General features: G+C 71.1%; 10 protein-coding genes. 5 read left to right on the plus strand and 5 right to left on the minus strand.

What is annotated here, in order from left to right:
* Positions 1-2 precede the first annotated feature (2 nt).
* On the minus strand, positions 3-422 hold the full coding sequence (locus tag ACIBJG_RS17710) for a winged helix-turn-helix transcriptional regulator (RefSeq protein WP_399308431.1): 420 nt from the start codon (positions 420-422) through the stop codon (positions 3-5).
* 130 nt (positions 423-552) lie between these two features.
* Complete coding sequence (locus tag ACIBJG_RS17715; RefSeq protein WP_399308432.1) at positions 553-1,545, minus strand: CAP domain-containing protein; 993 nt, start codon at positions 1,543-1,545, stop codon at positions 553-555.
* A 144-nt stretch (positions 1,546-1,689) separates the two neighbouring features.
* On the opposite strand from ACIBJG_RS17715, the gene ACIBJG_RS17720 reads away from it, so the two are divergent.
* The 4 genes from ACIBJG_RS17720 (at position 1,690) to ACIBJG_RS17735 (ending at position 8,379) form a co-directional block, all read left to right on the plus strand.
* Positions 1,690-1,971, plus strand: a complete 282-nt coding sequence (locus ACIBJG_RS17720) for an acylphosphatase (RefSeq protein ID WP_399308433.1) — start codon at positions 1,690-1,692, stop codon at positions 1,969-1,971.
* A 438-nt stretch (positions 1,972-2,409) separates the two neighbouring features.
* Positions 2,410-2,622, plus strand: coding sequence for a hypothetical protein (locus ACIBJG_RS17725; RefSeq protein ID WP_018551753.1), 213 nt, complete (start codon positions 2,410-2,412; stop codon positions 2,620-2,622).
* 361 nt (positions 2,623-2,983) lie between these two features.
* Positions 2,984-6,751, plus strand: coding sequence for an AAA family ATPase (locus ACIBJG_RS17730; protein WP_399308434.1), 3,768 nt, complete (start codon positions 2,984-2,986; stop codon positions 6,749-6,751).
* Positions 6,752-6,960: 209 nt separating this feature from the next.
* Complete coding sequence (locus tag ACIBJG_RS17735; protein WP_399308435.1) at positions 6,961-8,379, plus strand: sugar porter family MFS transporter; 1,419 nt, start codon at positions 6,961-6,963, stop codon at positions 8,377-8,379.
* A 70-nt stretch (positions 8,380-8,449) separates the two neighbouring features.
* Here ACIBJG_RS17735 and ACIBJG_RS17740 read toward each other — a convergent pair whose 3' ends face one another.
* Both ACIBJG_RS17740 and ACIBJG_RS17745 read right to left on the minus strand, forming a co-directional pair.
* The gene (locus ACIBJG_RS17740) at positions 8,450-9,415 is read right to left on the minus strand and encodes an LLM class flavin-dependent oxidoreductase (protein WP_399308436.1); all 966 of its coding nucleotides are present in this window, start codon (positions 9,413-9,415) and stop codon (positions 8,450-8,452) included.
* Positions 9,416-9,477: 62 nt separating this feature from the next.
* Entirely contained in the window at positions 9,478-10,869 is a 1,392-nt protein-coding gene (locus tag ACIBJG_RS17745) for a purine-cytosine permease family protein (protein ID WP_399308437.1), read from the minus strand.
* Positions 10,870-10,982: 113 nt separating this feature from the next.
* Here ACIBJG_RS17745 and ftsY point away from each other — a divergent pair, with 113 nt between their 5' ends.
* Complete coding sequence (ftsY, locus tag ACIBJG_RS17750) at positions 10,983-12,179, plus strand: signal recognition particle-docking protein FtsY (RefSeq protein WP_399308438.1); 1,197 nt, start codon at positions 10,983-10,985, stop codon at positions 12,177-12,179.
* A 72-nt stretch (positions 12,180-12,251) separates the two neighbouring features.
* Here the strand turns inward: ftsY and ACIBJG_RS17755 are convergent, their stop codons facing one another.
* Positions 12,252-12,911, minus strand: coding sequence for a bifunctional DNA primase/polymerase (locus ACIBJG_RS17755; protein ID WP_399308439.1), 660 nt, complete (start codon positions 12,909-12,911; stop codon positions 12,252-12,254).
* Positions 12,912-12,954: the final 43 nt, after the last annotated feature.

The raw sequence follows: 12,954 nt of genomic DNA on the forward strand, positions 1-12,954 counted from the left end.
CTTCAGGCCCGGTCCGCGTGGGCCTCGTCGTACCGTCCGCGTGCGGCCAGGACCTCGGACATCCGGCCCTCGACGAGCTGGATGAGGCCGAGCAGCTGTCCGGCGACCTGCCGCCCGAGGGGGGTGAGCTCGTAGTCGACGCGGGGCGGATTGGTCGGCTGGGCCTCGCGGTGCACCAGGCCGTCGCGCTCCAGTGCGTGCAGTGTCTGGGAGAGCATCTTCTCGCTCACCCCGTCGATCCGGCGCCGCAGCGCGTTGAACCGGAGGCTGCTCTCGTACAGCGCGCCGAGCGTCAGACTGCCCCAGCGGCCGGTGACGTGCTCCAGGGTGCCGCGCGAGGGGCAGTGCTTGGAGAACACGTCGAAGGGGAGTGTGTCGTCCGGGCCGCTCTCACCCGGTGTGCTGCCGCCGGTCTCGTTCATGAAAACCAGCGTACGCCCGCACAGCGCTTTCCACGGGTTTGCGCATCCCTTGGGTGAGCGGTGGGGCGTACGAGGTCGGAGCGGGTGGTGGTACGGGGGAGGGGCGGGGCCCAGGAGCGCCCCGGCCGCCTCAGAAGCCGAAGTCCTGCGTCCACCAGGGGCCGCCGGAACCGAAGTGGACACCGACGCCGAGCGTCTTGTAGTCGCAGTTGAGAATGTTCGCGCGGTGGCCGTCGCTGTTCATCCAGGCCTCCATCACGGCCGCGGCGTCGGCCTGGCCGCGGGCGATGTTCTCACCGCCGAGACCCGAGACGCCGGCCTTGGACGCACGGTCCCAGGGGGACTGGCCGTCGGGGTCGGTGTGGTCGAAGAACCCGCGGGACGCCATGTCGTCGCTGAAGTTCTGGGCGAGCGAGGCCAGCGAGGAACTCGCGGTCACCGCACTGCAGCCGACCTTGGCGCGCTCCTGGTTGACCAGGGCGAGCACGGCGGCCTGGGCCGAGGGGTCGACGGCCGGCGCGGTGGTCTTGCGGGCGGCGGGTGCGGAGGACGATGCCTTGGCCGTCGGCTTGGCCGGGCTCGGTGCGGCGGCCGGTGCCGAGCTCTTGGTGTTCGCGGCGGCGGGGGCCTTCGAGGCGGCGGGGGCCTTCGCGGCGGCGGAGCGCCGTGCCTGCTCCGTGGCAGCGGCAGCGGCTGCAGCCTTCGTCTTCGCCTTCGTAGGCTCGGAGGTCTTCGAGGGGGACGCGGACGGCGTGCCGGCCTCGGCGGAACCCGACTTCGTGGGTGCCTTGGCGCGCTCGGTGCCGCGGGCGGCGGCCGGCGCGGATCCGCGGTCGGCCGGCGCGGTCGTGGATCCGCCCTGCGTGAGCAGGTCGGGGGCCCCGTCGGAGCGCACCTGGTCGGCGGCCGGGCCGCCGCTCACGTTGTAGTTGTCGCCGCCGGGCAGCAGACCCGAGGCCACGGCCACGGCGCCGACGGCGAGGGCCGCGGAGACGCCGAGCAGTCCCGTACGTAGCGGTATGCCGGAGCGCTTACTGCGGCGCGCACCCCGGTTCTGGCCTGCGGTTCCCTCCGCGTACGGTTCAGCGGCGGGAGCTGCGGCGGAGCGTCGATGGCGTCCCATCTGCTGTGCCCTTCTGACGATCTGGACGCCGTTGTCGGCGCACCCTGGCTCACCCGATCGAGTGAAGCTATTGCGTGGGGACTGTACGCCATGGCTAATCGGCGAGAAGTGCTCCGCGAGCAATTGGCCGGTTAGCGTTCGGGCATGAACGAAGATGTGCGACTCACCGCATGGGTACGCGGTCGAGTACAGCAAGTAGGGTTCCGCTGGTTCACCAGGGCAAACGCTTTGGAGATCGGCGGCCTCACCGGATTCGCCCTCAATCTCGGCGACGGCAGAGTGCAGGTTGTGGCGGAAGGGCCGCGTGAGAATTGCCACCGTCTACTGGATTGGCTGCGCTCGGACGACACACCCGGCCGCGTTGACGGAGTCACTGAGATCTGGGACACGCCGCGGGGTGGATACGAGGGATTCGCCATCCGCTGACGCGGTCCCCGGAGAGGGGAGGAGCACGGCTCGTGTTCGGGCCGTGTTCGATGGGCGGCGAGGGGTGACGGAGAAGGGCGCGGTCATGCGTACACATGAAATGACCTGCGGAATGATCCGGTGGTTGCCAAGATTCGGTTGCCGTGCCAGGCTGCGGCAGTAACGATGATCTCCGTGCCCCTGAGGGCCCCGCTGGAGAGTCGCGCCGCATGATCGTCAAGCCGCGCACCCCCGGGACGCCCGCCTCTACAGGGTGTGATCGTGTTGACCGTCAAACTTTTTGGTGAGACGCTGAAATCCCCGCGCACCTTAGCTGTTCGGCAGAGCTGTTTGGCAGCAGAACAGCAGTGAACACAGAGCACTGCCGAGCACCGCGGGTGCGATTCCCTCACGACCCACACCGCATCGGTCGGTCACTCAGTGTGGAGGACCATCCTCATGGCAAAGGCGCTTCTCGGTTACGTCGGCGGTTCCGATCCGCGACTCCTCGCCGAGATGCGACGGCTTCAGCAGCGCGTCCAGGATCTTGAGTCCGAGCTTGTACGGATTCAGGACGAGAACGACGCGCTGAACGCCGCCGCCCAGCACCAAGAGTCGCTGCTCGACAGCATCGACATCGACGTACCTCAGGCGGAGCCGGCGCTGACCTGACCCATGGCCCTCAGGGGTCGGTCGGGCTGCACGCGTCAGCCGCTCTGGACCATCGCCGGATCGTCACCGGATCATTGAAGATCAATTGCTCTTGATCTGCCTCTTCATGTGCCTCGTCACTGATCCGGGCAAGCGCGCCTCATTGGGCGGTGGATCCGTCGACGTGGCACTGCACTGGATCTGGAACCACGAGGTCTGGCAGCATGCCACAAGATTTACAGGGGACGCTTCGGCGTCCCTTCTTTCTTTTCCCCTCCGGACTGCGCCCGTCCCGCCCCGGACGTACACCCCTTCCCTTACCGTCTGATGTGCCCTGCACCTTCATCAGCGAAACCGAGAGCGAAAGGTAGAGTCCGGCGGCGTGCATCTCAAGGCCCTGACCCTGCGTGGTTTCAAATCGTTCGCCTCCGCCACCACCCTGCGGTTCGAACCCGGGATCACCTGCGTGGTCGGCCCCAATGGGTCGGGCAAGTCCAATGTCGTGGACGCGCTCTCCTGGGTCATGGGGGAGCAGGGTGCCAAATCCCTGCGCGGCGGCAAGATGGAAGACGTGATCTTCGCCGGTACCACCGGGCGGCCGCCGCTCGGCCGGGCGGAAGTCTCGCTGACCATCGACAATTCCGACGGCGCACTGCCCATCGAGTACGCCGAAGTGACGATCACTCGGATCATGTTCCGCAACGGCGGCAGCGAATACCAGATCAATGGTGACACCTGCCGGCTGCTGGACATCCAGGAACTCCTCTCCGACTCCGGTATCGGCCGGGAGATGCATGTCATCGTCGGCCAGGGGCAGCTCGATTCCGTACTCCACGCGGACCCGATGGGGCGCCGCGCCTTCATCGAGGAGGCCGCGGGCGTCCTCAAGCACCGCAAGCGCAAGGAGAAGGCGCTCCGGAAGCTGGACGCGATGGGGGCGAACCTGGCCCGCGTGCAGGATCTCACCGACGAACTGCGGCGGCAGCTGAAACCGCTCGGCAGGCAGGCGGCGGTGGCCCGCCGGGCCGCCGTCATCCAGGCCGATCTGCGCGACGCCCGATTGCGCCTCCTCGCCGACGACCTGGTCCGGTTGCACACCGCGCTGCGCAGCGAGATCGCCGACGAGGCGGAGCTGAAGCAGCGCCGCGAGGCAGCCGAGACGGAACTGAAGGCGGCCCTCGCGCGCGAGGCCGAACTGGAGGGCGAGGTAAGGCGGCTGACGCCCCGGCTCCAGCGGGCCCAGCAGACCTGGTACGAACTCTCGCAGCTGGCCGAACGCGTACGCGGCACGATCTCGCTCGCCGACGCCCGGGTGAAGAGCGCCACCGCGCCGCCCGACGAGGAGCGGCGCGGACGCGACCCCGAGGACATGGAGCGCGAGGCGGCCCGGATCCGCGAGCAGGAGGCGGAGCTGACCGCGGCACTGGAGGCGGCGGAGCACGCCCTGGAGGACACGGCGTCCCACCGCGCCGAACTGGAACGGGAACTGGCGGCCGAGGAACGCAGGCTCAAGGACGCGGCCCGCGCGCTCGCGGACCGCCGCGAAGGGCTCGCCCGGCTGAACGGCCAGGTCAACGCGGCCCGCAGCCGCGCCGGTTCGGCGCAGTCGGAGATCGACCGGCTGGCCGCCTCACGCGACGAGGCGCGGGAGCGGGCTGCCCGGGCCCAGGAGGAGTACGAGCAGCTGAAGGCCGAGGTCGACGGCCTGGACGCCGGGGACGCGGAACTCGGCGAGCGCCACGAGGCCGCCCGGCGCGAGCTGACGGAGGCGGAGGGGGCGCTCTCCGCCGCGCGCGAGGACCTCACCGCCGCCGAACGCAAGCGCGCGGCGGTCGCGGCCCGCCATGACGCGCTGGCCCTCGGGCTGCGCCGGAAGGACGGCACCGGTGTGCTGCTGGGCGCCCGGGACCGGTTGACGGGTCTGCTCGGACCGGCTGCGGAACTGCTCACCGTGGCGCCGGGACACGAGATCGCGGTGGCTGCGGCCCTGGGCGCGGCGGCGGACGCCGTGGCGGCGACGGACCCGGGTGCGGCCGCGGAGGCGATCCGGCTGCTGCGCAAGCAGGACGCGGGACGCGCGTCCCTGCTGCTCGGCGGCGCGCCCGGCGGATCGGGTGCCGTGGGGCACGTACCCGGACAGGGACCGGAGCCGCACCCTGCGTCGCCGCCCGGTGCCGCCCATGTCCCCGGGCAGGGCGCGCAGTCCGGCCCCGCACCCCGGGTGCCGGAGGCCACCGAGCCCCTCACTCCCGGCGGACCGGCCCGCGCAGGGAGCGGGACGGAGACCGACGCCGAGCCCGCCGGACAGCTGACCGCGCTGGTTCCGGGCGGCGGCCGGGGCGCCCCTGCCGTCGCAGATCTCGTCAGCGGTCCCGTCGGACTGATGGCCGCGGTCCGCAGGCTGGTCCGGGGCATGGTGGTCGTCGGAACGCTGGAGGACGCCGAGGACCTGGTCGCCGCCCACCCGGAGCTGACGGCGGTGACCGGCGAGGGGGACGTGCTCTCGGCGCACTTCGCGCACGGCGGCTCGGCGGGGGCGCCCAGCCTCCTGGAAGTCCAGGCGTCCGTGGACGAGGCGGCGGCGGAGCTGGCCGGGCTCGCCGTGCGGTGCACGGAGCTGGCCGGGACGCAGCGGGACGCGGCACAGCGGCGCGGTGACTGCGCGGCGCTCGTCGAGGAGCTGGGGGAGCGCCGCCGGACCGCGGAGCGGGAGAAGTCCGGCGTGGCCCAGCAGCTCGGCCGGCTGGCAGGCCAGGCGCGCGGGGCGGCCGGTGAGGCCGAGCGGATGACCGCGTCCGCCGCCCGCGCCCAGGAGGCCCTGGAGCGGGCGACGGAGGAGGCCGAAGAGCTCGCCGAGCGGCTGCTGGTGGCCGAGGAGGCGGCTGAGGAGGGGGCGGACGAGGAGCCGGACACCGCCGTGCGCGACCGGCTGGCCGCCGACGGTGCCAACGCCCGCCAGACCGAGATGGAGGCCCGGCTCCAGGTCCGTACCCACGAGGAACGGGTCAAGGCCCTCGCAGGCCGCGCCGATTCCCTGGACCGGGGCGCCCGCGCCGAACGTGAGGCCCGTGCCCGCGTCGAGCAGCGCCGCGCCCGGCTGCGCCACGAGGCCGCGGTGGCCTCGGCCGTCGCGTCCGGCGCCCGCCAGCTGCTCGCCCACGTCGAGGTGTCGGTCGTGCGGGCGGAGGAGGAGAGGGGCGCCGCCGAGGCGTCGAAGGCCGAGCGGGAGCGGGAGCTCGCGGCCGAACGTCACCGGGGCCGCGAGCTCAAGGGCGAGCTCGACAAGCTGACGGACTCGGTCCACCGGGGGGAGGTGCTCGGTGCCGAGAAGCGGCTGCGGATAGAGCAGCTGGAGGCGAAGGCCCTGGAGGAGCTCGGCGTGGAGCCGGCCGGTCTGGCGGCGGAGTACGGTCCCGACCAGCTCGTCCCGCCGTCCCCCGCGGCCGACGGGGAGGAGCTGCCGGAGGATCCGGAGCACCCCCGCAACCAGCCGAAGCCGTTCGTCCGGGCCGAGCAGGAGAAGCGGCTGAAGTCGGCCGAACGGGCGTACCAGCAACTCGGGAAGGTGAATCCGCTCGCCCTTGAGGAGTTCTCGGCGCTTGAGGAGCGGCACAAGTTCCTCTCCGAGCAGTTGGAGGACCTGAAGAAGACCCGGGCCGATCTGATGCAGGTCATCAAGGAGGTCGACGAGCGGGTCGAGCAGGTCTTCACCGAGGCGTACCGGGACACGGCCAGGGAGTTCGAGGGGGTCTTCTCACGGCTCTTCCCGGGTGGTGAGGGGCGGCTCGTCCTGACCGATCCGGACAACATGCTGGCGACCGGTGTGGACGTCGAGGCCCGGCCGCCGGGCAAGAAGGTCAAGCGGCTCTCCCTGCTGTCGGGCGGCGAAAGGTCCCTGACGGCGGTGGCGTTGCTGGTCGCGATCTTCAAGGCCAGGCCGAGTCCGTTCTATGTGATGGACGAGGTCGAGGCGGCGCTCGACGACACCAATCTGCAGCGGCTGATCCGGATCATGGAGGAGCTCCAGGAGAGCTCCCAGCTCATCGTGATCACGCACCAGAAGCGGACGATGGAGGTCGCCGACGCGCTGTACGGCGTCTCGATGCAGGGCGACGGCGTCTCCAAGGTGATCAGCCAGCGGCTGCGCTGAGCCTTTACGTAATCTTCAAGACTCCAACATGCTGATGCGGGCAATCCTGGGTATATGCGGGCCCTGACCCTGACATCGACTTCAGAAGTTGAACGCATAGTCTCTGAAACATCGTTTTTGTCTTCATGTGGTGGCAGGACTGAAGTTATGCGCCACTGGGAGGGTTCACCCCCCACGCCTGACGTTGCGCCCAGGCCCCAGGAGTTCATGTGACCAGCACACCGCAGGGACCAGAGTCCGGAGCCCGGACGGCCCATCCGGACCACATCGGCCATGTCATCTTCATCACTGCCGCGGCCGCTATGGGTGGCTTCCTCTTCGGCTACGACAGCTCCGTGATCAACGGCGCGGTCGAAGCGATCCGCAGCCGGTACGACATCGGCTCCGGCACGCTCGCCCAGGTCATCGCCATCGCCCTGATCGGCTGTGCGATCGGCGCCGCCACGGCCGGGCGGATCGCCGACCGCATCGGCCGCATCCGCTGCATGCAGATCGCCTCGGTGCTCTTCACCATCAGCGCCGTGGGTTCCGCGCTCCCCTTCGCGCTCTGGGACCTGGCGATGTGGCGCATCATCGGCGGCTTCGCCATCGGCATGGCGTCGGTGATCGGCCCGGCGTACATCGCCGAGGTCTCCCCGCCCGCCTACCGCGGCCGGCTCGGCTCCTTCCAGCAGGCGGCGATCGTCATCGGCATCGCCATCTCCCAGCTGGTCAACTACGGCATCCTGCAGATCGCCGACGGCGACCAGCGCGGCAAGATCGGCGGGCTGGAAGCCTGGCAGTGGATGCTCGGTGTGATGGTCGTGCCCGCGATTCTCTACGGGCTCCTCTCGTTCGCGATCCCCGAGTCGCCGCGCTTCTTGATCTCCGTCGGCAAGAAGGACCGGGCCCGGCAGATCCTCAAAGAGGTCGAGGGCGAGAACATCGACTTCGACGCCCGGGTCGCCGAGATCGAGACCGCGATGCACCGCGAGCACAAGTCGAGTTTCAAGGACCTGCTGGGCAGCCGCTTCGGCTTCCTGCCCATCGTCTGGGTCGGTATCGGCCTCTCGGTGTTCCAGCAGCTCGTCGGCATCAACGTGGCGTTCTACTACTCGGCGACACTGTGGCAGTCGGTCGGCATCGACCCGACCGCCTCGTTCTTCTACTCGTTCACGACCTCGATCATCAACATCATCGGTACGGTGATCGCGATGATCCTGGTGGACCGGGTTGGCCGCCGCCCGCTGGCCCTCGTCGGCTCCTGCGGCATGGCCATCGCCCTCGCCTTCGAGGCGTGGGCCTTCTCCGCCGCGCTGGTCGACGGCAAACTCCCCAACACCCAGGGCGTGGTCGCCCTCGTCGCCGCCCACGTCTTCGTGCTCTTCTTCGCCCTCTCGTGGGGCGTCGTGGTCTGGGTCTTCCTCGGCGAGATGTTCCCGAACCGGATCCGCGCCGCCGCACTCGGCGTCGCCGCCTCCGCGCAGTGGATCGCCAACTGGGCGATCACCGCGAGCTTCCCGAGCCTCGCCGACTGGAACCTGTCGGGCACGTACATCATCTACGCCTGCTTCGCCACGCTCTCGATCCCCTTCGTCATCAAGTTCGTCAAGGAGACCAAGGGCAAGACGCTGGAGGAGATGGGTTAGTCCCCGCTGCCCCTCCTCGAAATCCTTACGGCCCCGGCTCGCACCCGCGAACCGGGGCCGTACGCGCGCCTCACCCCCCGAGCGCCCCGCAGAACAGCCGCAGGCTGCGCCACCCCTCCTCGACCGGCATGCCGCCGCACAGCGGGTGCAGCACCAGGCTGTCCAGCTCCCCGGCGAGAGCCGCGCACTGCTCCGGCGTGACGATCCGGTAGACGCCCTCGTCCCGGAGTTCCGCCACCGTCGTCGCCGCCGAGCGGACGGCCGAGCGGATGTCCTTGGACTGCCAGGAGGCGTACGTACGGGCCTCGTGCAGGAAGTGCTCCCCGTACTCCGCCCACGTCCGGTCCGGGTCCTCGGACACATGCAGCAACGGCGTCTCGGCCGCGGGCATCATGCAGAAGCCCTCCGTGCCGTGCTGCGCGCGCTGCTCGTGGTAGTACGCCTCCAACTCCGGCAGATGCGCGCTCGGGAACAGCGGCAGCCCCAGCCGGGCCGCCCGCCGCGCCGCGGCCCGCGAGCTGCCGCCCACCAGCAGCAGCGGGTGCGGGCGGGTGTACGGCCGCGGGGTGACCGTGACCGTACGGCCCCGGAATTCGAACGGCTCCCCGGTCCACGCCTGCAACAGCGTCTCCAGCACCTCGTCCTGGAGCCGGCCGCGCCTGCCCCACTCGACGCCCGCCCGCTCGTACTCCTCGGGCCGGTAGCCGATCCCCGCGACCGTGACCAGCCGGCCCGCACTCAGCAGGTCGAGCACCGCGATGTCCTCGGCCAGTCGCAGCGGGTCGTGCAACGGCCCGATGACCGCGGAGACCGTGACGGCGATCCGGCGGGTGGCCCCGAACACGGCCCCGGCGAGGACGAAGGGGGACGGCAGCCAGGAGTTGGCGGCGCCGTGGTGCTCCTCGGTCTGCACCGTGTCGACGCCGTTCTCGTCGGCGTACGCGGCCATGTCCAGCGCCGCACGGTAGCGGGCCGAGAGGGGCCCCGGGGTGGCGTCGGGGTCGACGAGGTTGAAACGGACGACGGTGAAGGCCATGAGCTGTCCCCCTGGGTCCTGCCGGGCGGGCTGGGCGAGGCCGGACCTTAGCTGACGCAGCGTCAGAAGTGTAGGGGTGTGGTCCGGCGCCGTACGGCGGACCGCGGCAGCACCGCGTACAGACCGCCCGAGACGATGATCGTGGCCGCCCAGCCGAGCCCGTTGCGACCGGTCCAGGTCGTCGCGAGCGGGCCGGTGAACCACTCCACCCCGGTGAACAGCAGCCCCGTCACCAGCCCCGCCGCCCAGGCCGCCACGGCTGTCCAGGCGAATCCGCCCGTGTACCAGTAGGCGCTGGTGGGCGTGGTGTCCATGAGTGCCACCGGGTCGTACGCGCGTCCCCGCAGCTGATCCACGCCGAAGACGCCGATCCATGCCGAGAACGTCACCGCGAGCAGATTCAGAAAGGAGACGAACGAATCGACGAAACTGCTCGCCACCAGCATCAGCAGCGATCCCAGGAACAGACTGATCGCGGCATTCACCCCGACGGCCCAGGCGCGCGGGATCATGAATCCCAGCGTCTGCGCGGTGAATCCGGCCGAATACATCGACATGGCGTTGATCAGCACCATGCCGAGCACGGCGACGGCCAGATACGGAACCGAGATCCAGTCGGGCAGCAGCACACCGATGAACGAGACCGGATCACGGGTGACGGCGAGGCCCGGCGTGCCGACCGCCATCACCGCCCCCACCATGACCATCGGCAGAAACACGATTCCCGCGCCGCCCATGGCCGCCGCGACCATCGCCCGCCCGGACGCGGTGCGCGGCAGATAGCGGGTGAAGTCCGGCCCCGTGGGTGCCCAGCTGATGCCGCCGGCCGCCAGGGTGCCGATCCCCGCGATCATCGCCGACGTCGGCCCGGCCGGCCGGTCCAGTACCGCCGGCCAGGCCGTCGCCCCGGCCAGGTGCACCAGGACCAGGACGCTGAACCCGCCGAAGAGGTACGCGGACCAGGTGCAGCACAGCCGCAGCGCCCGCATGCCCAGTCCCGACAGCAGGAAGCTGCTCGCCACGAAGGCGAGCAGCGTCACCATGATGAGCGTCGCGGTGCTCCGCACACCGAAGAGCAGGTCGAGCACCGCCAGCAGGGCGTACGTGCCGGTGACCGCGTTCACCGTCTCCCAGCCCCAGCGGGCCACCCAGATCAGTGCACCGGGCGCCAGATTGCCCCGCTGGCCGAAGACGGCCCGCGAGAGCGCCATGCCGGGGGCGCCGCCGCTGCGCCCCGCCACCGAGATCAGGCCGACCAGGCCGAACGAGACGGCCGGCGCCACGACCGCGACGACCAGCACCTGCCAGAAACTCAGCCCGTCGAAGACGATGAGCCCCGCCCCGATGGTGAGCAGCAGCACGGTCATGTTGGCGGCCGCCCAGGTGGGGAACAGGGCCCGGACCCGGCCGGTGCGCTCGCTGTCGGGCACGGGGTCAAGCCCACGGGTCTCCACGGCCAGGATCGTACCTTTACCGGCATACGGTGCGTAACGGCCCGCGCACTCGGCCCCTCGCGGGACCGCGCATCCCCCGCACGGCGCCACACGTGACCGATACTGGGGGGGTTATGGAATTCGTCATCCTTGCTGTAGTCATCGCCCTGGTCGCGGTCGGCGTGATCAGCGGGCTCGTGGTCAGCAGCCGCAAGAAGAAGCAGCTGCCCCCGGCACCGTCGAGCACGCCGACCATCACTCCTCCCGCCGAGCCCCATGTCGGCGAGGAGGCCGAGACGCCGCGCGACGCTTCGCGCCGCACCATCGAGGAGGTCGGCCTCCCGCCCGAGGAGGCCCCGGAAGCCGTCGAACCGGAGACGCCCGCGGCCCCCGCGCTGGACGTCCCCGAGCCCACCGCCGGCCGTCTCGTACGGCTGCGTGCCCGGCTCGCCCGCTCGCAGAACTCCCTCGGCAAGGGGCTGCTCACGCTCCTGTCCCGGGACAACCTCGACGAGGACACCTGGGAGGAGATCGAGGACACCCTCCTCACCGCCGACGTCGGCGTCGCTCCCACCCAGGAACTGGTCGAACGGCTCCGGGAGCGCGTCCGCGTCCTCGGCACCCGGACCCCCGACGAGCTGCGCAAGCTGCTGCGCGAGGAGCTCCTCACCCTGCTCGGCACCGACTTCGACCGTGAGGTCAAGACGGAGGGCGGCGCCGAGACTCCCGGCGTCGTGATGGTCGTCGGCGTCAACGGCACCGGCAAGACCACCACCACCGGCAAGCTGGCCCGGGTGCTCGTGGCCGACGGTCGCAGCGTCGTGCTCGGCGCGGCCGACACCTTCCGTGCCGCCGCCGCCGATCAGCTCCAGACCTGGGGCGAGCGCGTCGGTGCCCGCACCGTGCGCGGACCCGAGGGCGGCGACCCGGCGTCGATCGCCTTCGACGCCGTGAAGGAAGGCATCGCCGAGGGCGCCGACGTCGTGCTCATCGACACGGCGGGCCGGCTGCACACCAAGACCGGGCTGATGGACGAGCTCGGCAAGGTCAAGCGGGTCGTCGAGAAGCACGGGCCGCTCGACGAGATCCTGCTCGTCCTCGACGCCACCACCGGCCAGAACGGCCTGGTGCAGGCACGGGTGTTCGCCGAGGTCGTCGACATCACCGGCATCGTGCTCACCAAGCTCGACGGCACCGCCAAGGGCGGCATCGTCATCGCCGTCCAGCGCGAACTGGGCGTACCGGTGAAGCTGGTCGGGCTCGGCGAGGGGCCGGACGACCTGGCCCCGTTCGAGCCGGAGGCGTTCGTGGACGCCCTGATCGGGGACTGAACCCCCTCCGTACAGCTACAGCGAGGAGCCCGGCCGCACGCACCGCGCGGCCGGGCTCCTCGCTGCGGCCGCTCAGCCGCAGGGGGCCAGCCGGTGGCAGATGTACGCCAGCGTGCCCAGCAGCAGCCGCGCCTGCGGGGGTGCCGCCGCGGTGTCCAGGGCCGGCGGGCGCAGCCAGCGGACCGGGCCGAGGCCGCCCTGGTCCGACGGCGGCGCGGTGATGTGGGAGCCGGCGCCGAGCGCCCGCAGGTCCAGGGCCATGTCGTCCCAGCCCATCCGGTACAGCAGCCGGGGGAGTTCGGCGGCCGCTCCGGGCGCGACGAAGAACTGCGCCCGGCCGGCCGGTGTCACCGCCACCGGGCCCAGCTCCAGCCCCATCCGTTCCATCCGCACGAGCGCCCGGCGCCCGGCCTGCTCCGCGACGTCGAGCACATCGAAGCTGCGGCCCACCGGCAGTAGCATCGCCGCACCGGGCACCTCGGCCCACGCGCGTGCCGCCGTGTCGAGCGTCGCCCCGGCGGGAACCTCCCGCGCGAAGTCCAGCGGATGCGCACCGGGGGAGGGGCAACCCGCTTTCCCGCACGAGCAGTTGCCGTCCGCGGCGCGTGCGCCGGGCACGACCGCCCAGCCCCACAGTCCCGTGTACTCGGCCACCGCGGTGCCCTCGGCCGCACGGCCGCGGCGCCGTGCTCCGGACCGCATCTCGCGGATGCCGCCGATCGTGAAGCCCATGCCCCCTCCAACGGGTCCAACGCGCCGGTGGTGACGAATCGCA

The organism is Streptomyces sp. NPDC050422 (assembly GCF_044458665.1).
In the GTDB taxonomy this organism is placed as follows: domain Bacteria; phylum Actinomycetota; class Actinomycetes; order Streptomycetales; family Streptomycetaceae; genus Streptomyces.

Coding starts and splice junctions, on each gene's coding strand:
- ACIBJG_RS17740 (WP_399308436.1), bottom strand. CDS start 9,415: ATGGCCTTCACCGTCGTCCGTTTCAACCTCGTCGACCCCGACGCCACC.
- ACIBJG_RS17710 (WP_399308431.1), bottom strand. CDS start 422: ATGAACGAGACCGGCGGCAGCACACCGGGTGAGAGCGGCCCGGACGAC.
- ACIBJG_RS17720 (WP_399308433.1), top strand. CDS start 1,690: ATGAACGAAGATGTGCGACTCACCGCATGGGTACGCGGTCGAGTACAG.
- ACIBJG_RS17725 (WP_018551753.1), top strand. CDS start 2,410: ATGGCAAAGGCGCTTCTCGGTTACGTCGGCGGTTCCGATCCGCGACTC.
- ACIBJG_RS17755 (WP_399308439.1), bottom strand. CDS start 12,911: ATGGGCTTCACGATCGGCGGCATCCGCGAGATGCGGTCCGGAGCACGG.
- ftsY (WP_399308438.1), top strand. CDS start 10,983: ATGGAATTCGTCATCCTTGCTGTAGTCATCGCCCTGGTCGCGGTCGGC.
- ACIBJG_RS17715 (WP_399308432.1), bottom strand. CDS start 1,545: ATGGGACGCCATCGACGCTCCGCCGCAGCTCCCGCCGCTGAACCGTAC.